This is a genomic window from Paenibacillus antri (assembly GCF_005765165.1).
In the GTDB taxonomy this organism is placed as follows: Bacteria; Bacillota; Bacilli; order Paenibacillales; family YIM-B00363; genus Paenibacillus_AE; species Paenibacillus_AE antri.
This window is the reverse complement of sequence record NZ_VCIW01000022.1, coordinates 1-25628: the sequence shown is the minus strand read 5'-3', so window position 1 is coordinate 25628 and position 25628 is coordinate 1. Positions and strand designations below refer to the sequence as shown.

Below are 25628 nucleotides of genomic sequence, written 5' to 3'. Positions count from 1 at the left end.
CCTTTCTTATCACTCTTTTACGAAAACGGAGCCATGCGATGGACGCGACTCTAGAAGCCCCCTCCCCGGACCAAGGGGAAGCGTCGAAGGTACAGGTCGAATTCGACGACCTCGACTTGCTGATCGAACAAGCGAAGCGATCCACCGATTTTCAAGAGATGCGCATTCCTTCCGCCGGAGAAGATTTTACCGTCGCGTATTACGCAACGCTCGTCGATAAGGAGCATCTCCAGAAGCGATTGATCGAACCGCTGCAGCGGCATGCGGCGCAATCGGACGACATCCGCAGCCTTGAAGGCTTCTCGCGATGGATTCCTACGGAAGAGATCGAAGTGACCGATAACGTCGAAGTCATTCAGTCTAAGTTGTTGAAAGGGCATGCGCTCGTCCGCCGGACCGGCGATCGGAAGCGATGCGCTTTAGTCCCGCTTGCCGGCTTGCACGGCATGCGAAAGGACAATACGACCGAGAACGAATTCAGCGTGGTCGGGCCGAACGTCGGGTTCATCGAGGATCTCGACACGAACGTCCATCTTTTGCGGATGCAGCTGAACATCCCGCAGCTGGTCGTGAAGGAGCTGACGATCGGCTCGATGTCCAAGTCCAGGGTCGCCATCGTCTACATCGAAGGCGTGACGAACGAACGGAACGTGCAGACGGCGCGGCAACGGTTGGAAGCGATCGACTTCGACGTCATCTTCGATACGTCGCTGCTCGACCAGATGATCGCGGACGAATCGGCTACGCCGTTCCCCTTGTTCGTGACGACCGAACGCAGGGACAGGGTCGTCTATGCGCTCGTCAGCGGGCAGGTCGCGATTATCGCCGACGGCTCGCCGTATTTTATCACCGGTCCTTCGACCCTTCACGACTTCTTCATTTCTCCCGAGGATTATTATTTGCCTTGGATTTTAGGGTCGTTCTTCCGCATCATCCGGATTAGCGGGGTCGTGTTCTCCTTGTTCGCCACATCGTTCTACATCGCGATCACGACGTTCCATTACGAGGTCATCCCGCAGGATCTGCTCGGGCCGCTCATCTACTCGCGGATGAACGTGCCGTTCCCTCCCGTATTCGAGGTCTTGTTCCTGGAGCTGACCATCGAGTTTCTGCGGGAGGCCGGGGCGCGGCTGCCGACGAAGATCGGGCAGACGCTCGGCATCGTCGGAGGCATTATCATCGGACAAGCCGCCGTGGAAGCCGCGCTTACGAGCAACATTCTCATCATCGTCGTCGCGCTGTCCGCATTGGCCTCTTTTACGACGCCGATCTACAAGATGTCCAATACGATTCGATTTTTACGTTTTCCGATGATCGTGCTGTCCTCCCTATGGGGGGCGATCGGCTTATTCATCGGTATCGGCTTCCTGCTGGTACATATAACGAAATTAACGTCTTTGGGATCTCCGTATACCGTCCCCGTATATCCTTTGAGAGTAGGGGACTTGAACGACAGCCTCATCCGGCCGCCGTTCCCATGGACGAGCAAGCGGCCCGGATATTTGCATCCGCGATCGCGTAAAAGGTATAAGCCCGGGACGGCCCGAGCGGGGGAGGACGCCGATGAGGATTAGACGCTTGAGCCGCCTGGGGACCGCGATCGCGCTCGTGCCGCTGCTCGCGGCTTGCGGGGAGCAGGCCATCGTCAATGAAGTGAAACTCGTACAGACGGCCGGGTTCGACTTGTCCGAGAAAGGGGAGGCGTCCTCGGTGTTGATCCCGCTCTATACGAAGAAGAGCAAGGCCGACGTAGAACTGCTTCAGACCGACTCCGTCTCGCACTTCAACATGATTCCGAGCCTGAATATGAAGTCGAACGGAACGCTGGAGTACGGACAAATCGGCTTAGCGGTATTCGGCGAATCGTTCGCGAAGGAAGGGGTCGGGACCGTGCTGGATACGTTCTGCAAGGATCCGAAGATCTCGACGCGCATGATCCTCGCGGTAACGGAAGGGGAGGCCGTCGAACTGTTGGAGCAGGCGAAGAACCGCAACGAATCGACGCTGTTGTCCGACATGGCGATGCAGAACGTTCGCAACGGCAATCTTCCGTCGACGAATCTGCATTTGTCTCTGTTCAACTTTTTCGGGGAAGGCCGCGATATGTATATGCCGTACTTCCGCCCGAAGAACGGAGCGCCGGAGCTCGGCGGGACGGCCTTGTTTCGGGAGGACCGGGTGGCCGGGGTCATCGGCTTTAAGGATTCGTTCCTCTTGAAGATGCTCATCGAAAACGGGATGAACGGAAGTATGCTCATTCCCGTGGAAGAGCCGCGGGAAGCCCGGGATAGCTACGTAGCGATCCAGGCCATCCGATCGAAGGCGAAGTACAAGGTGAAGCGAGTCCGCCCGGTGCCCGAAATCTCGATCCGAATCGAGCTGGAAGCGTTGGCGAGGAAAGTGCCGGAAGAGGTGAAGCTCGCAACGCCCGAAGGGCTGTCGAAGATGGAGCGCGAAGGGGCCGCGTATATCGAGCGAGAGATCGAAGCGCTGCTGGAGTATTTCAAGGAACGCCGCGTGGATCCCGTCGGATTCGGCGATATGGTCAGAAGCCGGGATCGGCGTTGGAACGAACGTGAATTCCAAAAACTGTACCCGTCCGTCGGTACGGAAGTCGCGGTAAAGTTGAACATCTTTCAGACCGGCGTCGGGGAATAACCCGGCGGAACGGGAGGGGGCAGCCATGAACGGGAGTCGCCGGATCGGGGAGAATCGCCTGATTTCTCCGTTGTTCGTTTTTTTCCTCATCCATTGCAGCATCGTCGGCGTCGGCGTCTTAAAGTTCCAGAAAGAGATCCTGAAGCCGGCGGGGTATGACGCATGGATCTCCGTACTCCTTGTAGGAATGGGCGTTCATGCGATCGTGTGGATGATGCATTCCGCATTGAATGCGTCGGAGTCGCCGGCGGACGTCGTGCAAATGAACAAGGTCCACTTCGGCCGATGGATCGGAACCGCGGCGAACGCGGCATTCGTTGTTTATTTCGTCCTCGGCGGGTTCGTCGTCTTCAGGATCTTCTTGGAAGTCATCCAGGTGTGGTTGTTCCCGAGAATCAATATTTATCCGCTTGCCGTTGTCTTGTTGCTGCTCGTGTATTACACGGTGTCCGGCGGTCTGCGGACGGTAACCGGAATGGGCTTTTGGGGAACGGCGATACCTTACGCGCTGACCGTTCCGCTGTTCGTGTTCGCATTCAAGTATATCCACCCGGCGAATCTGCTGCCCATAGGGACGCATTCGATCGCCGACATTCTTCGTTCCGCTCGAACGATGACCTTCCCGTACCTCGGGTTCGAGACGATGCTATTCTTATACCCGTTCGTTAAGCGTCCGGCGGAATCGCAGCGCTGGACGCATGCCGCCGTCGGCGCCGCTACGATCATCTATGTTTTCGTCATGCTGGTCACGCTGATGTATTATTCGGAAGGTCAGCTCCATCATATCATCTGGCCGACGCTGAATATCGTGATGATGATCGAGGTGCCGATCATGCAGCGATTGGAGTATCTCGTCGTCTCCGTATGGCTGCTGAAGGCGCTCGTCAATGTGTCCATCTGCTTGTGGGCGGCTTGCCGGGGAACGGGACAGCTGCTGCCGATCAAGCGCCGCGTCTCTTTGCCGTTGTTCCTCGGCGGGTATTTGGCGCTGGCGTTTTGGATCCGCGACCGGCAATCGATAGACTGGTTCGCGAACTTATATTCGAACGTGGGGTTCTGGATCGTATCCGGGTACATCCCGCTGTTGTTTCTGATCGTCTGGTGGAAAAGGATGAGGAAAGCCACGAAGGCTTCGTAAACGGCGGCCGTTGGGAATTTTTATGCGGTTCGAAAAGGTTGTCACCCCTATAAATATTATTTATGTGATTAATTTCACATTTATAATGCAGACCGGTCTGTAATGTAATAAACTATTCACAAGGACATCATTCATAGGAACGTCGGACGAGAACTTCTTATTATGTGAAGATTTTCACAATGTATTCCGGCAGTTCCGACACAACAAGGAGTGGGAGAAGAATGGAAGCAAGCGTAGCGAACAAGCAGCCGGCCGTAGTGACGCAAGAGTCCGCGCTGAGACCTGACGTGCTCGAGCAGCTGTTGAAGCCGGAAGTGCAGGAAGCGTTGACGACGCTGGTCGACAACCTGCCGAAGCTGGCGGAGATGACGGCGCTTCTGACGAAGACGTACGATTTGGCGCAGAAGGTCGTTACCGACCGCGTGCTCATTCAAGATACGATCGGCGGCCTCCAAGAGGTGCTCAAGCCGATCGAAGAGAAAGCGAAATATTTCGCTTCGGCGGCGATCGAGGCGAACGACCGCGCGGAGACGGACGAGACGACGATCGGCTTGTTCGGCATGTTGAAGATGCTGAAGGATCCGGAGCTGCAGCGGATGCTTCGCTTCGGCCAAGCGTACTTGGACATTCTCGGCGAACGAAAACAGCAGTCTTAAGGGGGACGCAACCGATGAAAAAAATCGTCATTCTCGGCGCCGGATACGGCGGCTTATTAAGCGCGCTGTCCGCGCGGAAGCATCTGTCCGCGAGCGAAGCGCAAATTACGGTCATCAATAAATACGATTCTCACCAAATCATTACCGAGCTTCACCGTTTGGCCGCGGGCAACGTGTCCGAGAAAGCCGTCGCGCTGCCGCTTAGCAAGCTATTCAAGGGCAAGGCGATCGACGTGAAGATCGGCTCCGTGCAGGCGGTCGACCCGGCCGGCAAGAAAGTATCGCTCGCGGACGGCTCCTCCTACGATTACGATACGCTCGTGCTCGCGCTCGGCAGCGAGACGAACTACTTCGGCATCCCGGGCCTCCAGGAGAACAGCCTGACGCTGAAGTCGGCGGCAGAGGCGAACCGCATCTTCGCGCACGTGAAGGAGAAGCTTCGCGCGTACCGCGTCTCGAAGAACAAAGCGGACGCGACGTTCGTCATCGGCGGCGGCGGTCTCACCGGCGTAGAGCTCGTAGGCGAGCTCGCGGACGAGCTCCCGGGTTACTGCCGCGAGGCGGGCGTAGACTTCAACGACGTGTCGTTGTATTTGGTCGAAGCGATGCCGACGATTCTGCCGATGTTCTCGCCGGAGCTGATCCAGCGCGCGGTGACGAGCCTCGAGCAGCGCGGCGTGCAGTTCCTCACGAGCCTGCCGATCACCGAAGTGAACGGCGGCGTCGTAACGCTGAAGGATGGCCGTACGATCGAAACCTCCACGTTGGTATGGACCGGCGGCGTGCAAGGGCACGCGCTCGTTGCGAATTGCGGCATCGAAGTGAATCGCGGCCGCGCGTCCGTGAACGAGTACCTGCAGTCGGTGTCGCATCCGGACGTGTTCCTCGCGGGCGACTGCGCGGTCGTCTTCGGACCGGAAGGACGTCCGTACCCGCCGACGGCGCAATTGGCTTGGCAGATGGGCGAGCTCGTCGGCGCGAACATCGCGGCAACGTATAACGGCGGCAGTCTGCAGACGTTCAGCCCGGTGTTCTCCGGTACGCTGGCGAGCCTCGGCCGCAAGGACGGCATCGGCTCCGTCGGGGAGAACGGGATCGAGCTCAAGGGCGCGCCCGCTTCGCTGATGAAGAAGGCGAGCAACGCGCGGTACTTGTCGCATATCGAAGGACTGTTCGCGCTCGCTTATTGATTCCGCGTTCGCGCGTACGACGACGAAAGAGCGCCGAAAGGCGCTCTTTTCATTACCGGATGCCGCACTTGTTCCGGATGAAGTGGATTTGATTTTCCAGCCGGTTGATCGTATCGATCGTCTCCTTGGAGGCGTCGTTTCCGGACTTCGACCTCCACTCCTCGAGCTCCTGCAGCAGCTTGGGCAAGTCGTCGTCGGCGTTCGAGCAGTCGTAATTGCTTTCCAATTGATCCAGCATGGCGAATCCTCCCCGCGGTTATTGTGACAAAGCTATTGTTCGTGAAGAGGGCGGCGGTTATTCGTGCGAAATCGTTAATCCTATAAAACTATTGACGTTTCGATTTAAATCCGATAGGATTACTTGTAATTAAATGCATGGGGGTAGAACTAGAGATGAGCATCAACAAGAAGCTTCGTTACATAACGGGCATCACGCTGGCTGCGGCCATCGCGCTCTCGGGCTGCGGACAAGCGGCGCAGACCGGCGGCAACCTCGACGTGGACAATCTTCCGGCGGCGCTCGCCGAGAAGGGCGATATTAAACTGAACGTCATCCGCAAGATCGGCGGCGACGATCATACGGCGCAATTCCTCGCCGGCGCGAAGCAAGAAGGCGAATCGCTCGGCTTCAGCGTAGACACGTTCTCGGCGAACGGCGATACGGCGAAGTTCCTCGACGCGCTCGACCAAGCGGCGAACGGCGATTACGACGGCGTCGTCGTCTCGCACGGCGACGACCCGGCGACGGTCGACGCGGTGAAGAAGCTGACGGAGAAGGGCATCCCGGTCGTGGCGTTCGACTCCACCGGCGACTTGTCCGCGGTCGAAGGCGTGACGCTGACGTCGCAGGACGACGAGGCGCTTGCGCAATACGCGCTCGACCAGCTCGTGAAGGAGCAGGGCGAAGACGCGAAGATCGTCTACCTGTGGGTCGACGGCTTCCCGCCGATGGTGCGCCGCAACGCGGTATATCAAGCGACGCTCGCGAAGTACCCGAACATCAAGGAACTGGAGCGGTTCGGCGTGGCGAACGAGAATACGTCGGTCGACACGCAGAACGCGGTCGCGGCGATGCTGTCCAAATATCCGAAGGGCGAGATCGACGCCATCTTCGCGACGTGGGACGCGTTCGCGATCGGCGCGGCGCGCGCCTTGATCGAGGCGGGCCGGACGGAAATCAAGATTTACGGCATCGACGTCTCGAACGCCGATCTGCAAATCATGCAGGAAGAGAACAGCCCGTGGGTCGCTACGGCGGCGGTCGATCCGAAGATGATCGGCGCGGTCAACGTGCGCCTGCTCGCGAAGAAGCTCGCCGGCGAAGAGACGCCTCCGACGTACAACCTCGAAGCGGCGTTGATCGACCAAGCGACGCTGAACAAGTCGTCCGAAGCGGTCAACATGGTGACGCTCGCCGATATTATTCCGGGCTGGGGCACGACGGACGCGTTCGAAGAAGATTGGATGAAATCGCTAAAAGAAGCGAACGCCAACTAACGAAAGTTCCATGTTATAATAGATTGTCTTATGCGGCGCCCTTGTCCTTCGGATAAGGGCGCCCTATCCTGTTCGGACGGTAGGTGGGTTTGTTGGGAGAATCGAAGACTAGCGTGCTAGAGATGAGCCGGATTTCGATCGCCTTCCCCGGCGTGCAGGCGCTGTCGGACGTCGACTTCCGGGCCGAGGCCGGGCGAGCCCACGCGCTCATCGGAGCGAACGGCGCAGGGAAGTCCACGTTGATGAAGGTGCTGTCCGGCGCCTACGATCATTACACCGGCGACATTCGGATCGACGGCGAGGCCGTCCGCATCCGCTCGCCGAAGGACGCGAAGGATCGCGGCATCCAGATCGTCTATCAAGAGGTCGATACGGCGCTCATACCGAACTTGACGGTCGGCGAAAATATTATGCTCGAAAGCCTCGTGCACGAGATGCGAGGCAAGCAGTTCGTCGACTGGGCCGGCGTTCATCGGTCGGCGCAGTCGATTCTCGAGCGGCTGGGCTTGACGCTGTCGACCAAGAAGCTGGTGCAGGAGTTGACGCTCGCCGAGAAGCAGATGACGCTCATCGCGAGAGCGGTGTCCCGGGAGTGCCGCTTCCTCGTGCTCGACGAGCCGACGGCGCCGCTCAGCAGCAGCGAGACGGACCGGCTGTTCGCGCTCGTCCGGCAGCTGAAGGCGGACGGGGTCGGCGTCATCTTCATCTCGCACCGGCTGCCGGAGCTATATGAGATTTGCGAGGACATCACGATCATGCGGGACGGGCGCCTCGTCGCGCGGGACGAGCTGCGGAACGTTACGCAGCAGCAAGTCATCGAGCAGATGCTGGGCGCCAAGCTGGGCGGGCAGTTCCCGACGATCCAGCGATCTAGCGGCGAGGTGCGCTTCGAAGCGAAGGGCGTCCGGGACGGCGACAAGGTCAGAGGCGTCGACCTGTATATTCGCGCGGGCGAAATCGTCGGCGTCGCGGGTCTCGTCGGCGCGGGCAAGACGGAGCTGTGCCGCGCGCTGTTCGGGGCGTCGCCGACGTCGTCCGGCGACGTGACGCTCGACGGGCGGCGGCTTCGCATCCGCTCGCCGCACGACGCGGTGCGCGCCGGCGTCGCCCTCGTGCCCGAGGAGCGCCGGCGCGAAGGCGTCTTCGTGGACGAGTCGGTGGCCGCGAACTTGACGGCCGCGACGCTCGGGCGGTTCACGACCGCCGGGCCGTGGATCGCCGCCGGCAAGCTGCGGGACGCCGCCCGCGGCCTCGTCGAGTCGCTCGGCATCAAGACGCCGAACGAGTCGGCGCGGGTGAAGAACTTATCCGGCGGCAACCAGCAGAAGGTGGCGATCGGCAAGTGGCTGCTGGCGGACGCCGACGTCTATCTATTCGACGAGCCGACCAAGGGCGTCGACGTCGGCGCGAAGCGGGACATCTATGAATTAATCGCCGAGCTGGCGCGCCGGGGCAAGTGCGTCTTGTATGCATCCAGCGAAATATCGGAAATCTTAGGACTGACGGACCGAACGTACGTCATGTACGACGGCGCCGTCGCGAAAGAACTGGAGACGCGCAGCGCGAACGAGGAAGAACTGCTGCTGTACAGTACGGGAGGCTTGAAGCGATGAACGCCGTCGGGCATAAATTTTTCGATTTTCTCTATAAATACGGGACCTTGATTACGATCCTGCTGCTGATCGCCGTCTTCGGCGCGTCGACGGACAACTTCCTGAACGGCGCGAACATCGTGACGATCCTGCGGTCGATCTCGATCGTGACGATCATCGCGATCGGCCTCACCGTGTCGCTCGCGGTCGGCGGCTTCGACTTGTCGATCGGCTCGACGGCGTCGCTCGCGAACGCGATCGTCATCTCGATGTTCGTCTGGTACGGGCAAAGCACGGGGATCGGGATCGCGGTCGCGATCGTCTTCTGTCTCGTCGTCGGACTCGTGAACGCGTTCCTGGTCATCAACTTTAAGATCCAGGACATGCTGATGACGCTCGCGACGATGTTCGTCTTCCAGGGCATCGCGCTCACGTATACGCGCGGGGCGACGATCTCCGAGAACATGATATTGCCGAGCGGCGATTACGCGACCGGCGAAATTCCGGACGCGTTCGGAGCGATCGGCAAAGTGCCGTGGATCATTATCATTATGCTGATCGTCGTGCTGGCGGTGCATCTGTTCCTGACGTACACGAAGCACGGCCGCTACATGTACATGATCGGCGGAAACCCCGAAGCGGCCAAGCTGTCGGGCATCGCGGTCGGCAAGTACCGCCTGGCCGCCTACTTGATATCGGCGCTGTTCGCCGGCGTCGGCGGCATCGTGCTCGGCGCCCGGGTCATGAACGCCGAGGTGAACGCGGGCGCGCCGTATTTGATGGACGCGGTCGCGGCCGCCTTCATCGGCTACTCCGTCTTCGGCGCGGGCAAGCCGAACGCGTTCGGCACGTTCGCCGGCGCGGTGCTGATCGGCATTCTGTCCAACGGCCTCATCATGCTGTCCGTGCCGTATTATGCGATGGATATCGTCAAGGGCTCCGTGCTCGCGGTCGCCCTCGCGATCACGTATTACAAGCGTACGCATTAACGTTCGGCAAAGGGTCGTTCCGAACAAGTTCGGGGCGGCCCTTTTCGCTTGGTTGGAAGACGTTGACAGGCCGGGCGAACCGTGATTTCATTCGAATAACGGGAAGCAGAACGAGGAGGCGGAACGATGACAGGATATATCGCGTTATTAAGAGGCATTAACGTCGGCGGCAACAACGTCGTGAAGATGGCGGAGCTGCGGGAGGCGCTGGAGGCGGGCGGGCTGCGCAAGGCGCGCACGTATATCCAAAGCGGCAATATTTTGTGCGAGTCGGACGGAACGGGAGAGACGGTGGGCGCGATCGTCGGCGCGACGCTCGAACGGATGCTGGGGAAGACGATCTCGGTCGTCGTCCGTTCGTTCGACGAACTGGAGCGGATCATGGCCGACTGTCCGTACGAGCCCGCTTCGCCGGACGAGGGCAAGCGGATCATGCTGGCGCTGCTGAACGAGGCGATTCCGCCGGAGCGGGCGGAAGCCGCGCTGCGGGCCGGACCGGGGGAAGCCGCGTCGAACGATGAGTTTACGGCCGCGGGACGGGAAGTGTACTTCCGCTTCGAGACGAACGTGTCGGAGTCGCCCCTAGGCAATCGGATGATGAAGCTGGGCGGCGCCGGGGTGACGACGCGGAACTGGAACACGATGGACAAGCTGTTGAAGATGTCGCGGGAGTAGGGGGAGTTTCGGAGCTGCCGCACGACATAGTATCGCTAAGAAAGCATCGTTGACATCCGAAGGATGTCGGCGGTGCTTTTCCTGTTTTCCGGATCATGAAGCGATCGGGTCGACATTGGTAAAACAATGCCGAGACCTAAAGTTTTTTGACTATAGTCTCATGTTTTTTGTCTAGGATTAACTAGGCTACTAACTTAAAATTACAACTAATCATCGTCTGGCCTCTACGGTCTGTACTTGAGCGACACCAGTAGTCGTCAAAATGAAAGCGCTACTATAGGCGGATCGATCGAGGGCATACCGGCGAAGCCCGCTCCCCGGCCATTACAACAAGAAAGGAAGATGATATGGACGCAAAAGTCACCCGCAAAAGAACGCGAACGCGTTGGCGCAAGCATGACACCGAGCTGACGCTGCTCGCCCTTCCGACCACCGTCTGGTACCTTCTGTTTAGTTTCTTGCCGATGTTCGGCGTCATTATCGCTTTCAAAGATTTCAAGATTCACGGAGGCTTCATCGACAACGTCGTAAACAGCGCTTGGATCGGCTTCAAAAACTTCGAATTTCTGTTCAAGTCGAACGACGCCTGGATCGTCATCCGCAACACCGTCGGGTACAACATTATCTTTATTATTTTGGGGATCGTCCTTCCTGTCACGCTTGCGTTGATGGTCGGACAGCTGCACAGCCGCAAGGCGGCCAAGGTCTATCAAACGATGATGTTCCTGCCGTACTTCCTGTCCTGGGTTGTCGTTTCGGCGGTGGTCTGGGCGTTCCTAAGCTTCGACAAGGGCATTGTCAATCAAATTCTGAGCAGTCTCGGCCAAGATCCGAAAAATTGGTATATGGAAGCGTCGTACTGGCCTTACTTCCTTGTTTTCATGAATATGTGGAAGGGGCTCGGGTACAGCATGGTCGTCTACCTGGCGACGATCACGAGCATGGATTCGACGTATTACGAAGCGGCGGTCATCGACGGCGCGAGCAAGTGGCAGCAGACCCGATATATTACGCTGCCCCTTATGAAATTCGTTATCGTGCTGATGTTCATCCTGTCGGTCGGCCATATTTTCTCCACGGATTTCGGCTTGTTCTTCCAAGTGCCGCGGGATTCCAACTCTCTCTACAACGTGTCCACGACGATTGACGTGCTCGTGTACAAGCAGCTCAAAACCGCGACGGTCGGCATGGCGTCCGCCTCCGCCTTCTTGCAATCCGTGCTGGGCTGCGCGATGATTCTGACCGCGAACTGGGTCGTACGGAAAGTCGATCGAGAAAGCGCGATGATTTAGAGAGGAGGCAGGAAGATGTCAAGGCAAACCGGTTACGAGTCCGGTCTCGAGAAGTTCAACCGAATCGGTAAAGGGACGAACGTTATTTTTCACCTGATCTTTATTATTTTGGCATTGCTGTGCTTGATTCCCGTAGTGGTGGTGCTGTCCATTTCGCTGTCCAGCGAGGCTTCCATTCGAGAAACCGGATATAAGATTCTGCCGACGGTTCTCTCCGGAGACGCCTACAACTATATCGTGAAGCAGGGCTCGATGATTATGAAGGCGCTTGGCGTCTCCGTACTCGTTACGGTATTGGGGACGTTCATCGGCGTACTGCTCACCACTTCGATGGGCTATGCGCTGTCTCGTCCGAAGTTCAAGCTGAACGGGCTGCTAACCTGGGTCGTATTCATCCCGATGATTTTCAACGGCGGTCTGGTTTCCAGCTATTACATCAATTCATCGCTGCTCGGACTGAAAGATACGATCTGGGCGCTCATTCTGCCCTTGGCCGTGTCCTCCTTCAACGTCATTATTTGCAGAACGTTCTTCAAATCGACCATTCCGGACGGACTCATCGAATCGGCCGAGATCGACGGCGCCGGACAGTTCCGCATTTTCTTCATGATGGTGCTGCCGATATCGCTGCCCGTCTTGGCGACGATCGGACTGTTCCTCTGCTTCTCGTACTGGAACGATTGGTTTCAATCGATGCTGTATATCGATAACCAAAACCTGTATTCGCTGCAAGCGCTGCTGAACAGCCTGATGAGCAATGTCGATGCGTTGGCGAGGAACGCTTCTACGATGGGCGTAAGCTACGCGCAGCTCGTCGCGACTATGCCTAAGGAATCCGCCCGCATGGCGGTAGCGATCATGATCGTATTGCCTGTCGCCTTGGCCTACCCGTTCTTCCAGCAATACTTTATCTCCGGCTTGACGATAGGCGCCGTCAAGGGGTAACCCGAAATAAACCTGGATTTGTCAGGTTTATCATAATTGCCGCGCAGGCTCGGCGGCGTAACCAAAAAAAGGGAGGAATTACAGAAATGAAAGCTAGCATGAATACGAGAGTGAAAACCCCTCTTCTCATCGGGGCGTCCGCACTTGCGATCGTCGGCTTGGCCGGCTGCTCCGCGGACAACAACAATAACGCGGCAAGCGGCTCGCCGGCCGCATCCTCGGAATCGAGCGCACCCGCCTCGAATGCCGGCGAGGTGCCTACGCTTGTCTGGTGGACGATCGGCGGACAAGTGCCGGCCAACTACGATAAGGCGATCGAGAAAATAAACGAGTATACGGCCGAAAAGATCGGCGTGAAAATCGATCTGCGCGTTGCCGGCTGGGGCGAATGGGACACCAAGATCAATACGATCGTGAACTCCGGCGAACCGTTCGACATTATGTTTACGAATAACGGAAAATACAGCCAGCAGGTCAACATGGGCGCTTTCGCGGACATTACCGACCTCGTGCGAAGCACGACGCCGGACCTGTACGACTATATCCCGCAAATGGTGTGGGACGGAACGAAGATCGGCGGCAAAACCTACGCCGTGCCGACGTACAAGGATTCGTCCTTGACCCAGTACTGGGTGTTCGACGACGCGCTCGTGCAAAAGTACAATATCGATCTCGGCGGCATCAAGACGCTGCAGGATTTGGACAAGCCGTTCCGCGATATCAAGGCCGGCGAAGGCAAGAGCTTTTACCCGTTGTCCTTGACGCAGGGGGAAGGAATCAACGGATTCTTTAACGACTACGACGATATGACGCTCGGCTTCCAGCCGATCGGCGTCAAGACCGACGACGCCTCCCGCACGGTCGTCTCCGTTCTGGAGCAGCCGGAGATGATGGAAAAGCTGAAGCTTCTGCATCAATGGTATAAGGACGGGATCATCAACCCGGACGCGCCGACCAAGATCGAAGCCGATCCTTATCGTCCGTTCTTCGCCGCGCAGGCGTTCCCCGGCGCGGAAGTGAACTGGCAGATTTCCGCGGGCATCGAGAAATACGACATGGTTCAAATTTTGGGGCCGATCTATACGACCAGCACGATCCAAGGCTCCATGAACGCGATCTCCGCCAACTCGAAGTACAAGGAAGAGGCACTGAAGTATTTGGAATTGGTGAACACCGATTCGAAGCTGCGCAATATGCTCGCTTACGGCGAAGAAGGCGTCGACTTCGATTATGTGAGCGACAATGTCGTCGAACGGAAAACCGATTCGTGGCCGTTGGCCGCCTACACGCAAGGCACATTCTTCAACATGGCCGTAACGAAGGGCGCGCCCGAAGATCAGTGGGAGCAGGTTCGCAAGCTGAACGAAGCCGCGTATTCCTCCTCCATCCTCGGTTTCGCGCTGGATATCAGCGAACTCGGCACGGAAGTCGCCAATGTGAAGGCGGTATGGAACAAATATAGCTATGAGCTGATCACGGGCGCATCCGATCCGGAGAAGGTCGTGCCGCAAATCGTAGAAGAGTTGAAGAAAGCCGGCATGGACAAGATCATGCAGGCCGCGCAAGACCAGATCAACGCGTATTTTTAACCTTGATCCGAGTCGTTGCCGATAATAAAGAGCCCGAACGGCGCCGCCATAGCCGTTCGGGTTTCAGGTCGTATTGATTCATCCGAAGGATATGGTATAAGGTTAACTATGGGTTTCGACAAAATCCGACCGCAAAGGAGAGCCGCATGTTTTCCTTCTTCCAAATCAAAATCTATCGCGGCAAATTCATTGCTTATACGGTTTTTGTGTTATTCATGGGTCTTGGTTTAAGCGCATTGACCACCTTCCTATTGCTGGATCAGTGGCTCGAGAATGCGCGGAATTCGGCCGCGGGCTCCTTCGCCCGGGTGGAAAGCGCGCTTCAGAACGACGCCAAGCGGATCGAAGCGTATCTGACGAGGGTCTACTCCAACAGCGGTCTCGTGGCCGACGTTCGTTTCTTTCTCGGCAACAGCGCGGAGGGTTATTTAACGGGCAGACTCCGGAACAGCAGCTACGATCAGCCCATGGTTTCGTTTCCGGAAGATATGAAAGCGTTTCTCGGCAACAGCGGTCAAGGCGACATTGTGCAGGTAAGCCTTCATACCGCGGGACAGGGCAACGTCGTGCGCTTCGACAGCAACGGAGGCACGAGCTTCGCGTTTAACCTGCCGGACACGGATGAAATCTTCCGAGAGTCGATTCAAAGAGGGTTCGTCATCCGCAAGCGGCTGCTGGACCCGAACCAAATCTCGCGCCAGCTCGGCGAATTTCGGTTTCTGGTGAGCAGCGATGCGTTGTTTACAGCCGTTCAGTCCCATCCGTGGGTCGAATCCGCCGCCGTCAGCAAAGCCGGAGACGTCTACCTCGCGAACGGGGAAGGCCGCGTCACCGAGGAATTGTTCCGCAAGGCCGCGGCGAACGAGCGCAGCCGGGGCATGATACAAACAGGGAAGCTGGGCCGCATGGTTTTCTTGACCCATCCGTCTAATGCGTTCGATTATCAATTCGTCAGCATCGTAGACATCTCCATGCTCATTCGTCAGAACGCCGGCATGCTGCTTATCGTGTTCTCGGTCATTCTGGCGGCCATGATCAGCATACTCCTGCAGATCGCCTACAATCTGCGCGAGGACGCAGGCTTCCTGCGACGGATCATCCAATCGATCGAACGCGTAAAATCCGCTAATTTCACGCCGGTCAGTCCGGCGCGCTACCGGAAAAACGAATACGGCATGATCGCGATGGAGCTCGACGATATGACGCTTCAGCTGAACAAACATATCCAAACGGAATATTTGCTGAAGCTGAAGCAGCAAGAAACCGAAATGAAGGCGCTTCAACACCAAATCAATCCCCACTTTCTGTATAATACGCTGGAAATTATCCGTTCCTTCGCACTGTCGGGCCGCGCGGCCGATACGGCCGAAGCGATTGCGACACTGGGCTCTTTGTACCGCGAAATCGTAAAGAACGAAAATATTATTCCGCTGGGCAGCGAGCTTTCTTTGCTGCAGAAATATTTGAAAATCATGGAATTTAAATATCCGGACCGGTTTTATTCTCAAATTAACGTGGACGAGGCGCTGCTGTCTCTGCCTACCGTCAAGTTCTGGATCCAGCCGCTTGCGGAGAATTTCTTCGTTCACGGCTTCAATCCGGACCACGAGTTCAATTTGCTTGTCGTGAACGGGATGGAGAATGCGGATTCGTACGTGCTGGAAATCGTTGACAACGGGGCCATGATCTCGGAAGAACGACTGGTCGAAATCCGCCGTAACCTGTCCCGCACCGAAGACTCCGCGACGGAAGGTATCGGTTTGCACAACGTGTATACACGGCTGCGTTTTTTCTATGGGAACAGCTTTAGTATGCGGATTGAAAATAACGAGGAGGCCGGCGTCAAAATAACGGTGACTTTAGCGAAGGAGGCGTAACGCATGTACAAGCTTCTGATCGTGGATGACGAGCCGCAAATTTTGGATGGAATCAAGCGAACGCTGGATTGGGAGAAGCTCGGCTTCGGACAAATAGAAACCAGCGAAACCTGCGAAGGCGCGATCGCGAAAGCCGTGGAATTCGAGCCGGATTTGGCGATCTTCGACGTTTGCATCGGCAAGGAGCGCGGGTATACCGCGATTCGCAAGCTTAACGAGCTTCGGCTTCCGGCTGCCTATATTATGATGAGCGGCTACAGCGAGTTCGAATACGCCCTGGAGGCCCTTCATTGCGGGGTCAAGGATTATTTGCTCAAGCCGGTCGAGCGCGGCAAGCTTCAAACGCTGGTCGAGCGAATCATCGTCGAAGATTTGAACGGTACGCTGGAGGACGCGCATCCGGACGACCGCAACGTAGACCCCGTACTGGGCATGCGTTACGACAGTCTGTCTAAGCTGACTAACCGCATTCTGCTGATGGTGAAAGCGGAATACGATCAAAATCTCAATCTCAAGACGGTGGCGAACCGGTTCCGCATGAACGGGACGTATCTCGGGCAGCTGTTTCTGAAAGAAACGCAGATGAAATTTTCGGAGTACCTCATGGTGTACCGGATGCTCCGCGCGCGAGACCGGATTCAGACCACGGACGAGAAAATTTCGACGATCGCCTTATCCGTCGGGTATGCCAATCTGAACTACTTTTATACGCATTTCCAGGCTTACTTTAACAAATCGCCTTCAGATCTGCGGAGAAGGGAATAGCGCAGTATGCGACATCGACGTATCCGTTGTCTGTTCGTAAAGACCGCTCTGCTTTCGGCGCTGGCGCTGTCCGGTTGTTCCTCGTTATCGGGCGCGGACGAGAATCCGCTCGGCCATAACGACACCGTGAATCTCATTTACTATACGATCGGCAATCCGGACCCGGACCTGAAGCTCGTAAACGAAAAAATCAACGAAGCGATGGCCCCTAAGATCGGGGTCACCGTTACCTACATTAAGGTCGGATGGCATGAATACGCCGACCGGATCAATACGTTGATCTCGACGGGCACGCCCTTCGACATCGCCTTCGCCACGGATTACTCGAGCTACGCTCAGAAGGGAGCCTGGCTGAAGCTGGACGACTATCTATCCGACGTCGGCAAGGAGATGTACGACGCGGTCGACCCCTTATTATGGCAGGGCGTGCGCATGGAAGACGGCGGCATCTACGGCGTGCCGACGAACAAGGAGCTCGCGGTTCGGATGCAATGGATGTATCCGGAGGAGCTCGTCGACAAGTACGACATCGACATCGCGAAGTACGATACTTTGGAGTCTCTAGAGCCGCTGCTCGAGATGATCAAGGAAAAGGAACCCTCCTATCAGCCTATGGAGCTGGATAAGGACTCCCAGAACTTCTTCGCCTTGTACGGCTACGAATATGTGGTGGACAAACCGCTGCCGCTTATGGTGCGCTCACTAGATCCCGGCGCGCCGGTAGTCAACATATTCGAGACCGAGGAAGCAAGGCAAGTACTGGATACGCTCCGCAGCTATTATTTAAAGGGCTACATTAATGAGGACGCAGCCCTGCGGGAGGGCCAAAATCTCAAACGGGGAGAACGGGTATTCTGGAAACCCGCGGGGGGCGGTCCGCTTTCGGAAAATAGCTGGAGCAAGGATCGCGGCTACAAGGTTGTCGCCTATCCCGTATCGCCGCCTCTGATCACGACGGAATCCGTCCGCGGCGGGGTCATGGCGGTGAACGCCAAATCGGCGCACCCCGAGGAAAGCGTAAAGTTTTTGAATCTACTCAACACGGACCCGGAAATCCGCAATTTGTTTAATTACGGCATCGAAGGCGTGCACTACACGCTGGACGAAAACGGGCAAGTGCTGCCGAAATCTTCCGGAAACAGCGCCGGTCCGGTCGCGCCGGTCGGCTATGAAGGGGTTCAGTACACGCAGGGGAATTGGTTTATTCTCAAGACGATCGGCGGAGAATATCCGGATCCGCTGGATAAATGGGATCGGTATCGAGCGGCGAACGCCGAGTACGTCAAATCCAAGCTGCTCGGGTTCACGCCGGACTTGTCCGACCTGTCCGTTCAGGTTAACAACGTAAGAATGGTTTGGGAGAAGTATTATCCGAGCCTGATGACCGGCAGCGTGGACGTGGACGCGGTGCTGTCCAAATTTAACGAGGAGCTGAACCAGGCGGGTCTGGACGAGATCCGCGCCGAAGTGCAAAGGCAACTGGATGTTTGGCGAGCCGCCCATCCGTAACCGCATCGGGTGGATGCATACGCTCGAATGAAATAGGACCGTCCGGCGATATCTCCGGACGGTTTTTCTTACTCATTGCTAAGAATTTCATGAATCCGCTTGCGCATCGAATCCTTCGTCTGAAGACGCGACCAGAACAACCGAGCCTCCTTGAGGACAAGGTCCATCTCCCCTGCCGTCATGCCGATCTCGGTGAAGGGCCGGGAGCGGGGCAGCAGATCGCGGAAGAGGCGGTAATGCGCCGGGCGGTACGACGGTCCCGGTTCCGCCGCTTCCGCGGCTTCGGTCGCGGCGGGAATGCTTAGGGTGCTCTCCCGAATATGCCGCTGCGCTTGCTCGGAGCTCAGGAAGTCGGCCAACGCTTGCGCCGCATGCCGGACTTCCGATTTCCGGTTCACCGCGATGCCGACGGTCATCAGCAGCGAATCGTTCCCTCCCCCGAAGGAGGGCAAGGGCGCGATGTCGAAGGGGGTGCCGGATTCCCGCAGCGCGTTCAGCGCGAAATAGGTCGTCAGAATGATCGACACTTTGCCCTGCGCGAACAATTCCTCCGCGTCCGTGTCTTTTCCGGATAAATAGGTCGGGAACGCGCGGTGATTGTAGATAATATCTCCCCAATACGAAATCCCTTCGACGACCCGGTCGACGAATTCCTCCGCGCGTTCGCGGTCACTCGAGAGTTTCGCGCCGTTCTGCAGCAAAAAGATCGGCCACCGATTGTTCGACAGCAGGAAGCTGTAAAATCCGAATCTTTCATCTTCTACGGAGAGAAGGGAAGCGTCGCGCATTAAGTCGTCCCAGCCGTTCGGCCGGAAGGGGAGCGGAATGCCCTTTTCCTGAAAATGTAACGGGTTGTAGCAAAGGATCAGCGGCGAGAACAGCAGCGGCCGAACATATAACGCTTCCTCGTGCGTGAACGCTCGTTCCAAAGACGGGTACGCGGAAGGATTCGGCTGTTGAACGCTAAGCAGGGAAAGTCCGCCGCTCGCCTTGATTTGTTCGAAATTATGCACATTGACGGTGACGGCATCGAGCAGGCCGGACTCCAAATAGTTCCCCACGGTTTCGTGATAGTTTGGAAACGACAACGGAATGGGATGAACGTAGACGGACGGGTGGGCGGCATGGAAAAGTTCGAGCAAGCGGTTCATGTCGGCTTCTTGCTCCAAGGTGCGATGATATCCGAAACGGACGGTAGCCTTACGATCCAGGGCCGTGTCCGCTACCTGATTGCCCACGCGCGGAAGCTTGACGATCAAGCCTTCGGATACCAACTGCTCCAACCCCACGCGAACGAGTTTATTGCTTAGGTGGTATCGGGAGACCAACTCTCGTTCGGAAGGAAGGAATTCCCCCGGTTGAAGCTTTCCGGTCATGATGTCGCCGCGCAAGGCGCCGATCATATGTTCCAGCCGAATGCGGAACGTCTTGCGGCTGTGCGTGGAGCTCATTCGTGCCACCGTCCTTGAAAGGGATTTCGGAGACAAGCATACCGAAGTGATAGGCAGGAATCAAGAGAGAAGGTAGAGCGTTATTATTAGGCTTGCTAAATATTGACAGCCAATGGGGTCGCCCATACAATGGGAAGTGAGTCAGATGTAAATCAATAACGAAAAGGAGAGGATTGCGATTCGTTCCCCATTTCGAAGGTTGGTCGGCGCATTGACCGCACTCGTTGTGAGCGCTTCACTCGTTCCTGCCGCCGGAGCGGAGGAGGCCTCGTCTCTTACGATCCGAAACGCCGGATTCGAGGAGCCCGCTTCCGCAGGATCGGTTCCCGGCTGGGAGCAGACGTACGGCAAAGGTTTCGGCGACATGTTTTACGAGGTCTCCTCGGCGCACCGTTTCGAAGGCGCGCAAAGCTTGCTGTTGGACGATTCGAACGTCGTTCGGGCGCTAGGGTTGGAATCCGAACCGATTCCGGTGACGCCGGGGACGAACTATTCCGCCTCGGCCATGATGAACGTCGAGCGCGGCGTCGTGGGGCTGTACTTGCTGTACTACAACGCGAGCGGCGTTCGGGTCGGAGAAGCGTCGGCGTGGCTGGAGACGACGGGCGGGGAGTGGAAGAAGCACGGCGCTTCCGCCGCCGCCCCGACGACCGCGGCCTACGCGAGGATCCTGATTTATTCCTCCGGCGCGGGGATCGGCCGTGGATATGCGGACGCCGTGGCGCTCGAGGAGATGGAGATCGGTACGTTCGAGCGGATCGGCGGCGTCGTACAGGGCATCATCAATGCGGATTCCGACATCGGCTTCGAGGACGGAAAGCATGTCATCTACTCCGTATTTAAGGGACGCGACGACGTACCGACGGTATTCGCGGTCGTGGACGCATTAACCCGGGACGTGCTGCGCACGTACCCGCTGCCCGGCGTAGAGTCGGCTTGGGGCGTGAAGGCGGCCACGGACGGCCGCGTATACATCGGGACGCATTACGACGGCAGGCTGTACCGGTATACGCCGGGGACGCTGGGGTTCGAAAATTTAGGGCGGTTCGGGACGGAAACCCACGTATTTTCCATGGCGGCCGGACCGAACGGGAAAATGTACGCCGGCACCTACCCGAGCGGCAAGCTCTATGTATTCGATCCGGCGACGGAGGACATCGTCGACCTCGGCGTCGTGGAAGAGGGGCAGCGCTATGTCCGGTCGCTGGCCTACGATGCCGAACGGGATGTGCTGTACGCCGGCGCGGGCGGCACGTTGAGCCGGATTTATAAATACAGCTCCGACGGGACGCGGAAGGAAATTCTCGGCGGGTTAATTCCGGGGGGCGGAGATACGTACGCGTTCCCTTACGGCATGGATTTCGACGAGGACCGGCTGTTCGTGAAATTTTCGAACGGCGACCTGCTTGTCGTGAAGCCCGACGATACGATCGATTACTACGATCCGAACGGCATGGACATTCATTCGGGGCAGGTGGCTCCGATCCCGGGGCAACCGGGACGGGCGTTGTTTACGCTGGGCGGACAGCTGTATGCGTACGATTCCGCGACGCGATCCTCTACGCTGATTAAAGAATTCGAGTCCACGACGAATTTCCAAGACGGCGAATTCATCGATCTCGGCAGTCCGGACTGGCCGGGACTCACTTTCGTCGGCATGGGCTCTTACGGCCACGTGATCTATTACAATCTCGAGACCGGGCATGCCGAGGTCGCTCCGGCGAACTACGGCGGTTCTCCGATCCTGATTCAAAGCATCCATGCGGGGCCTAACAATAAAATGTACATCGCCGGCTACATGTCGGGTTTCGCTTCCTACGATCCGGCGACCGGGGAAGTATCGGAGTCGAATCCGCTCGGGCAGATCGAATCGTCGGTTGTGCGGGGCGATAAGTTGATTCTCGGCGCTTACGCGGGCGCGCGGATTCTGGAGTACGATCCGGCATTGCCGTTTTCCAAGACGAATCCGCGGGAGCTGTTCAACTTGCGGGGGCACGGACAGGACCGTCCGTTCGCGATGGCGTACGATCCGGCGACCGACCGACTGGCGGTCGGCACCGTTCCGAATACGACGTCGCTGCAGGGGGCGCTTGCGACGTACGACTTCGCTACGGGCGAGTTGAACGTATACGAAAATATCGTGCCGAACCAAAGCATTATCTCTTTGACCTTCAAGGACGGACTCCTCTATGCGGGTACGACCGTGTACGGGGGGCTCGGCACGAGCGGTCCGACGGAGACGAACGCGAAGCTGTTCGTATTCGATCCGGCAACGAAACGGAAGGTGTACGAGACGATCCCCGCGACGGGCCGGAAGGGCGTGACGGGGCTGACGGTCGGACCGGACGGGAACGTCTGGGGGGTCGCGGAAGATTATCTATTCAAATTTAATCCGGAGACGAACCGGTTCGATTATCGGGCCGCGAAGCTGCGCAGATACGGCTCGTCGACCACTTGGGCATGGGCGTTCCTGCATCCGGGCGAGGACGGGAACCTCTACGGCACGTCGCGCGGCCAGTTCTTCATGGTGAAGCCGGAGACGAACGAGTATGTCTTGTTGGACGGGAGCAAGGGCAATTATTTGAATCGCGACGCATTCGGAAGCTTCTACTTCTCGGACAGTTCGGAATTGTGGAAATACACGCCGCCCGGCTTGGACGGCGAGCCGCCGGTCACGTCGGCCGCCGTCGATCCCGCCGAGCCCGACGGGGCGAACGGATGGTATCGGGGTCCGGCGACGGTGACGCTGCAAGCCTCCGACGAGCGATCCGGCGTGACGGAAACGGTGTACAGCATGGATTCCGGGTCGACATGGAGCGCGTATACCGCTCCGGTATCGTTCGAGCAAGACGGGCTCTATACGATGCTTTACCGGTCCGTCGACGCGAAGGGCAATCGGGAAGCGGCGAAGCGTCTGGACCTCCGGGTGGATGCCGCCGCTCCGAACATAGCCTTCAACATCGCGCCGGAAGCGGTGTATGAAACGTCGGGCGAGATTACGGTCGCAGTCGCCGTCTCGGATTCCGTATCGGGCGTAGAGCCGGCATCCGTCTCCGCGAGCTTGAACGGAGCGCCGATTCAGACCGGCGATGTCGTTCCGCTGTACGCGCTCCCGCTCGGGGCGCATACGGTAACCGTGACCGCGAGCGACATCGCGGGCAATACGAAGCAAGAGCAAGTCGTCTTCTACACGGCGGCAAGCCTCGAGTCGTTGCTGGAGCTGATCGACAGGTTCCTGGCCGGCGGCCGGATCGAAAACGCCGGAATCGCCGAAAGCTTGCGGGCGAAAGCGCATGCGGGCAGTTGGCAAGCGCTCATCATGGAAGCGCAGGCGCTTAGCGGGAAACAGATTGATCCCGAGGCGGCGGATGCGCTGCTTCGCGACGCGGAAGCGCTTCGGAATCAGGAGTAAGCGGAAAGGAACAGGCGTCGACTAGGCAACCCCGGTGTTCTCTACCTATGGAGAGCATCGGGGTTTTTCTTGCGGGAAGCGGAACGAAGAAGGCATCAAACTCATTTACAACGTAACAGTGTTATGTTACAATCCTCATCAAGAGGTGGTCGTCGTGGACGAAACGGAATTGATATCGAAGAAGGAGCTGCTCGAAGAGACGGGTATCTCATACGGTCAATTGTATCGATGGAAGCGGAAAAACCTCATTCCCGAGGAATGGTTCATTCGAAAGTCGACGTTTACGGGTCAGGAGACGTTTTTCCCGAGAAAGCTGATCCTGCCTAGAATCGAGAAGATCGTCCATATGAAGGACGACTTCGCGCTCGACGAGCTGGCGGGGCAGCTGACGCCGCGGCTCTCGGACGTATCGGTGACGAAAGAAGAGGTCATGGAACGAAACATTGTTTCATCTTTCGTGTTGGACCGTTTCGCGGAAGAGTCGGCGGAGCCGGCGTTCGATTTCGACCGGCTGCTGCGATTGTTCGTCGTCGATAAGCTGATGCGAACGGGCGAGGCCAGCCTGGACGAAGGCGGTGTCGCGTTGGAGACGCTGCGCGCGCATCTCTCGTCGTACGAAGACGGAAGATGCGATCTCGTTCTGTTCCGGAAGATGGGCGTTCCTCTCGTCGTCTTGGCGCCGGCGGACGCCGCGCTGAGCGCGGAGCCCGGCGCGAAGCTGGCCGCGCGGCTCGGCGTGGCGGCATGCATCGAAGAATTGCATCTGAAGCTGATGGGAGGAAAGGCGCGATGACGGGGGACCTGAAGATCGTCGGGATGGGAACGGCCTCGGGCGGCAGCTACCGCCATGTGTCCATCGAAGGGACGGGGACGGTGAAGGGAGCGGTGACGTGCCAGTCGTTCGCGCTGAACGGAATGGGCACGGTGAACGGCGACATTCGCTGCGAAGAGAGCTTCGACGTGAGCGGGAAGCTGACCGGCGCGGGCGGCATCGACGCGGCTCGCGTCGGGATCGAAGGGCAAGCGACGCTGCAAGGGCGGCTTCGCGGCGAGAGCGTCGCGTTGAGCGGATACGCGTCCGTGCGCGGGGACGTCGAGGCGGAATCGTTCGACGCGGACGGCGGGTTCACGGTCGATGGACTGCTGAACGCGGGCGTCGTCGATATTCGGCTGCAAGGCAGGTGCCGCGCCGCGGACATCGGCTGCGACCGCATCGTCGTGAAGCGATCGAGTCGGAGCGACTGGAGCCGGCTTCTGGCATGGATCATCCCGTTGTTCGAGCCGCAGCTGCAGGCGCGAACGATCGAAGGGAACGACATCGACTTATGCGAGACGACGGCGGACATCGTACGCGGCGACCGCGTTTCGATCGGGCCGGGCTGCCGGATCGGCGAAGTCGAATACCGGACCGAGCTGTTCGTCCATCCGGACGCAACGGTCGGCGCGAAGACGCAGCGGCCGTGACGGGCGGCGAAGGAGGAACGCGGATGACGGCAACGGAGAGAGGAAACGTCAAAATTACGGGAGTGGGTACCGCTTCGGGCGGAGACTTCGGCTCCGTCCGCATTACGGGCGAAGCGATCATCCAAGGGGAGATGCGGTGCGAGCGATTCGCCTGTACCGGTACGTGCAGCGTCGAGGGCGGATTGTCCGCGAAGCGGCTTCGGCTGCTCGGCGAGGCGGTGTTGGTAGGCGCGCTGACGGCAGACGATCTCCGGTTGACCGGAAGGATCGAAGCGAGCGGCGGCATTCGCGCCCGGACGATGGTCGTCCGGGGAGAAGTGTCGACGGAAGGCGATCTCGAGACCGACCGACTGAACGCGAGAGGCGCCTTCGACATCGGAGGTCTCTTGAACGCGGGGCAGGCGGATATTCGCCTGTACGGTCCTAGCCGAGCGCAAGACATCGGCGGCGGCGTCATCAGCGTGCGGCGGCGCGGCTTCCGCGCGCTGAAGACCTGGTTTACGGGGAGCGACGCGCCGGAGCTCGTCGCGCAGACGATCGAGGGAGACGACGTCTACCTCGAGCATACGCGGGCGGACGTCGTCCGGGGCAAGCGGATCGAGCTCGGGCCCGGCTGCCGGATCGGCCGGGCGGAATACAGCGAGTCGCTTCGGCGGCACAAGTCCGCGGAAGTCGGGGAAGCCCGGAAGGAACAATAACGACTAGAGGTGTACCATGAATCATAAGCAAACGAAACTCAATTGGGTCGTCGCGGGGCTGTTGCTCGGCATCTTCGTCGGCGCGTTGGATCAGACGATCGTCTCCACGGCGATGCCGACGATCATGACGGAGCTCGGCGGGTACGAGTATTACGTCTGGGTGTTCTCCGCTTACATGATCGCGACCGTCATCGCCACGCCGATCTTCGGCAAGCTGTCGGACATCTACGG

Annotated in this window: 22 protein-coding genes; 20 read left to right on the top strand and 2 right to left on the bottom strand. The window is 58.2% G+C overall.

Features of this window, described 5'->3' with window-relative positions:
• Positions 1 to 38 precede the first annotated feature (38 nt).
• From FE782_RS25785 to FE782_RS25765, 5 genes are all read left to right on the top strand, one after another.
• The gene (locus FE782_RS25785) at positions 39 to 1574 is read left to right on the top strand and encodes a spore germination protein (RefSeq protein ID WP_138197248.1); all 1536 of its coding nucleotides are present in this window, start codon (positions 39 to 41) and stop codon (positions 1572 to 1574) included.
• Entirely contained in the window at positions 1564 to 2658 is a 1095-nt protein-coding gene (locus FE782_RS25780; protein ID WP_138197247.1) for a Ger(x)C family spore germination protein, read from the top strand. The genes FE782_RS25785 and FE782_RS25780 overlap by 11 nt, the downstream gene beginning before the upstream one ends.
• Before the next feature lie 25 nt (positions 2659 to 2683).
• On the top strand, positions 2684 to 3796 hold the full coding sequence (locus FE782_RS25775) for a GerAB/ArcD/ProY family transporter (protein WP_138197246.1): 1113 nt from the start codon (positions 2684 to 2686) through the stop codon (positions 3794 to 3796).
• 221 nt (positions 3797 to 4017) lie between these two features.
• Positions 4018 to 4452, top strand: coding sequence for a DUF1641 domain-containing protein (locus FE782_RS25770; protein ID WP_138197245.1), 435 nt, complete (start codon positions 4018 to 4020; stop codon positions 4450 to 4452).
• A 14-nt stretch (positions 4453 to 4466) separates the two neighbouring features.
• The gene (locus FE782_RS25765) at positions 4467 to 5642 is read left to right on the top strand and encodes an NAD(P)/FAD-dependent oxidoreductase (protein WP_138197244.1); all 1176 of its coding nucleotides are present in this window, start codon (positions 4467 to 4469) and stop codon (positions 5640 to 5642) included.
• 52 nt (positions 5643 to 5694) lie between these two features.
• Here FE782_RS25765 and FE782_RS25760 read toward each other — a convergent pair whose 3' ends face one another.
• Positions 5695 to 5880: a DUF2524 domain-containing protein gene (locus FE782_RS25760; protein ID WP_138197243.1), complete on the bottom strand. Its 186-nt coding sequence runs from the start codon at positions 5878 to 5880 to the stop codon at positions 5695 to 5697.
• Positions 5881 to 6035: 155 nt separating this feature from the next.
• Here FE782_RS25760 and FE782_RS25755 point away from each other — a divergent pair, with 155 nt between their 5' ends.
• The 10 genes from FE782_RS25755 (at position 6036) to FE782_RS25710 (ending at position 18372) form a co-directional block, all read left to right on the top strand.
• Positions 6036 to 7139: a sugar ABC transporter substrate-binding protein gene (locus tag FE782_RS25755; protein WP_138197242.1), complete on the top strand. Its 1104-nt coding sequence runs from the start codon at positions 6036 to 6038 to the stop codon at positions 7137 to 7139.
• A 122-nt stretch (positions 7140 to 7261) separates the two neighbouring features.
• Positions 7262 to 8752: a sugar ABC transporter ATP-binding protein gene (locus FE782_RS25750; RefSeq protein WP_138197341.1), complete on the top strand. Its 1491-nt coding sequence runs from the start codon at positions 7262 to 7264 to the stop codon at positions 8750 to 8752.
• Positions 8749 to 9720, top strand: coding sequence for an ABC transporter permease (locus FE782_RS25745; RefSeq protein WP_138197241.1), 972 nt, complete (start codon positions 8749 to 8751; stop codon positions 9718 to 9720). Before FE782_RS25750 ends, FE782_RS25745 begins: the two co-directional genes overlap by 4 nt.
• A gap of 126 nt (positions 9721 to 9846) precedes the next feature.
• Positions 9847 to 10395 carry a DUF1697 domain-containing protein gene (locus tag FE782_RS25740; protein WP_138197240.1) on the top strand — a complete coding sequence of 183 codons (549 nt, stop codon included), beginning with the start codon at positions 9847 to 9849 and terminating at the stop codon, positions 10393 to 10395.
• 347 nt (positions 10396 to 10742) lie between these two features.
• On the top strand, positions 10743 to 11687 hold the full coding sequence (locus FE782_RS25735; protein WP_138197239.1) for an ABC transporter permease: 945 nt from the start codon (positions 10743 to 10745) through the stop codon (positions 11685 to 11687).
• A 15-nt stretch (positions 11688 to 11702) separates the two neighbouring features.
• The gene (locus FE782_RS25730) at positions 11703 to 12632 is read left to right on the top strand and encodes a carbohydrate ABC transporter permease (protein ID WP_138197238.1); all 930 of its coding nucleotides are present in this window, start codon (positions 11703 to 11705) and stop codon (positions 12630 to 12632) included.
• A gap of 86 nt (positions 12633 to 12718) precedes the next feature.
• Positions 12719 to 14221 carry an ABC transporter substrate-binding protein gene (locus tag FE782_RS25725; protein WP_138197237.1) on the top strand — a complete coding sequence of 501 codons (1503 nt, stop codon included), beginning with the start codon at positions 12719 to 12721 and terminating at the stop codon, positions 14219 to 14221.
• Positions 14222 to 14367: 146 nt separating this feature from the next.
• The gene (locus tag FE782_RS25720; protein ID WP_238392664.1) at positions 14368 to 16098 is read left to right on the top strand and encodes a sensor histidine kinase; all 1731 of its coding nucleotides are present in this window, start codon (positions 14368 to 14370) and stop codon (positions 16096 to 16098) included.
• A gap of 3 nt (positions 16099 to 16101) precedes the next feature.
• A complete protein-coding gene (locus FE782_RS25715; RefSeq protein ID WP_138197236.1) occupies positions 16102 to 16863 on the top strand; it encodes a response regulator transcription factor in 762 nt (253 codons plus the stop codon).
• Between the two features lie 6 nt (positions 16864 to 16869).
• The gene (locus FE782_RS25710) at positions 16870 to 18372 is read left to right on the top strand and encodes an ABC transporter substrate-binding protein (protein ID WP_138197235.1); all 1503 of its coding nucleotides are present in this window, start codon (positions 16870 to 16872) and stop codon (positions 18370 to 18372) included.
• Positions 18373 to 18440: 68 nt separating this feature from the next.
• Here the strand turns inward: FE782_RS25710 and FE782_RS25705 are convergent, their stop codons facing one another.
• Positions 18441 to 19823: an extracellular solute-binding protein gene (locus tag FE782_RS25705; RefSeq protein ID WP_138197234.1), complete on the bottom strand. Its 1383-nt coding sequence runs from the start codon at positions 19821 to 19823 to the stop codon at positions 18441 to 18443.
• Positions 19824 to 20034: 211 nt separating this feature from the next.
• On the opposite strand from FE782_RS25705, the gene FE782_RS25700 reads away from it, so the two are divergent.
• From FE782_RS25700 to FE782_RS25680, 5 genes are all read left to right on the top strand, one after another.
• A complete protein-coding gene (locus FE782_RS25700) occupies positions 20035 to 23235 on the top strand; it encodes an OmpL47-type beta-barrel domain-containing protein (protein ID WP_138197233.1) in 3201 nt (1066 codons plus the stop codon).
• 154 nt (positions 23236 to 23389) lie between these two features.
• Entirely contained in the window at positions 23390 to 24028 is a 639-nt protein-coding gene (locus FE782_RS25695; protein ID WP_138197232.1) for a YhbD family protein, read from the top strand.
• Positions 24025 to 24699, top strand: a complete 675-nt coding sequence (locus tag FE782_RS25690) for a polymer-forming cytoskeletal protein (protein ID WP_158299551.1) — start codon at positions 24025 to 24027, stop codon at positions 24697 to 24699. Before FE782_RS25695 ends, FE782_RS25690 begins: the two co-directional genes overlap by 4 nt.
• A 23-nt stretch (positions 24700 to 24722) precedes the next feature.
• On the top strand, positions 24723 to 25397 hold the full coding sequence (locus FE782_RS25685) for a hypothetical protein (protein ID WP_138197230.1): 675 nt from the start codon (positions 24723 to 24725) through the stop codon (positions 25395 to 25397).
• Positions 25398 to 25413: 16 nt separating this feature from the next.
• Positions 25414 to 25628, top strand: a 215-nt coding sequence (locus tag FE782_RS25680; RefSeq protein WP_138197229.1) for an MFS transporter, incomplete at its 3' end; no start/stop codon positions are given.

Bases quoted from the DNA above. Each gene is read 5' to 3' on its own strand.
- FE782_RS25785 (WP_138197248.1), top strand. From the start codon at position 39: ATGGACGCGACTCTAGAAGCCCCCTCCCCGGACCAAGGGGAAGCGTCG.
- FE782_RS25780 (WP_138197247.1), top strand. From the start codon at position 1,564: ATGAGGATTAGACGCTTGAGCCGCCTGGGGACCGCGATCGCGCTCGTG.
- FE782_RS25775 (WP_138197246.1), top strand. From the start codon at position 2,684: ATGAACGGGAGTCGCCGGATCGGGGAGAATCGCCTGATTTCTCCGTTG.
- FE782_RS25770 (WP_138197245.1), top strand. From the start codon at position 4,018: ATGGAAGCAAGCGTAGCGAACAAGCAGCCGGCCGTAGTGACGCAAGAG.
- FE782_RS25765 (WP_138197244.1), top strand. From the start codon at position 4,467: ATGAAAAAAATCGTCATTCTCGGCGCCGGATACGGCGGCTTATTAAGC.
- FE782_RS25760 (WP_138197243.1), bottom strand. From the start codon at position 5,880: ATGCTGGATCAATTGGAAAGCAATTACGACTGCTCGAACGCCGACGAC.
- FE782_RS25755 (WP_138197242.1), top strand. From the start codon at position 6,036: ATGAGCATCAACAAGAAGCTTCGTTACATAACGGGCATCACGCTGGCT.
- FE782_RS25750 (WP_138197341.1), top strand. From the start codon at position 7,262: ATGAGCCGGATTTCGATCGCCTTCCCCGGCGTGCAGGCGCTGTCGGAC.
- FE782_RS25745 (WP_138197241.1), top strand. From the start codon at position 8,749: ATGAACGCCGTCGGGCATAAATTTTTCGATTTTCTCTATAAATACGGG.
- FE782_RS25740 (WP_138197240.1), top strand. From the start codon at position 9,847: ATGACAGGATATATCGCGTTATTAAGAGGCATTAACGTCGGCGGCAAC.
- FE782_RS25735 (WP_138197239.1), top strand. From the start codon at position 10,743: ATGGACGCAAAAGTCACCCGCAAAAGAACGCGAACGCGTTGGCGCAAG.
- FE782_RS25730 (WP_138197238.1), top strand. From the start codon at position 11,703: ATGTCAAGGCAAACCGGTTACGAGTCCGGTCTCGAGAAGTTCAACCGA.
- FE782_RS25725 (WP_138197237.1), top strand. From the start codon at position 12,719: ATGAAAGCTAGCATGAATACGAGAGTGAAAACCCCTCTTCTCATCGGG.
- FE782_RS25720 (WP_238392664.1), top strand. From the start codon at position 14,368: ATGTTTTCCTTCTTCCAAATCAAAATCTATCGCGGCAAATTCATTGCT.
- FE782_RS25715 (WP_138197236.1), top strand. From the start codon at position 16,102: ATGTACAAGCTTCTGATCGTGGATGACGAGCCGCAAATTTTGGATGGA.
- FE782_RS25710 (WP_138197235.1), top strand. From the start codon at position 16,870: ATGCGACATCGACGTATCCGTTGTCTGTTCGTAAAGACCGCTCTGCTT.
- FE782_RS25705 (WP_138197234.1), bottom strand. From the start codon at position 19,823: ATGAGCTCCACGCACAGCCGCAAGACGTTCCGCATTCGGCTGGAACAT.
- FE782_RS25690 (WP_158299551.1), top strand. From the start codon at position 24,025: ATGACGGGGGACCTGAAGATCGTCGGGATGGGAACGGCCTCGGGCGGC.
- FE782_RS25685 (WP_138197230.1), top strand. From the start codon at position 24,723: ATGACGGCAACGGAGAGAGGAAACGTCAAAATTACGGGAGTGGGTACC.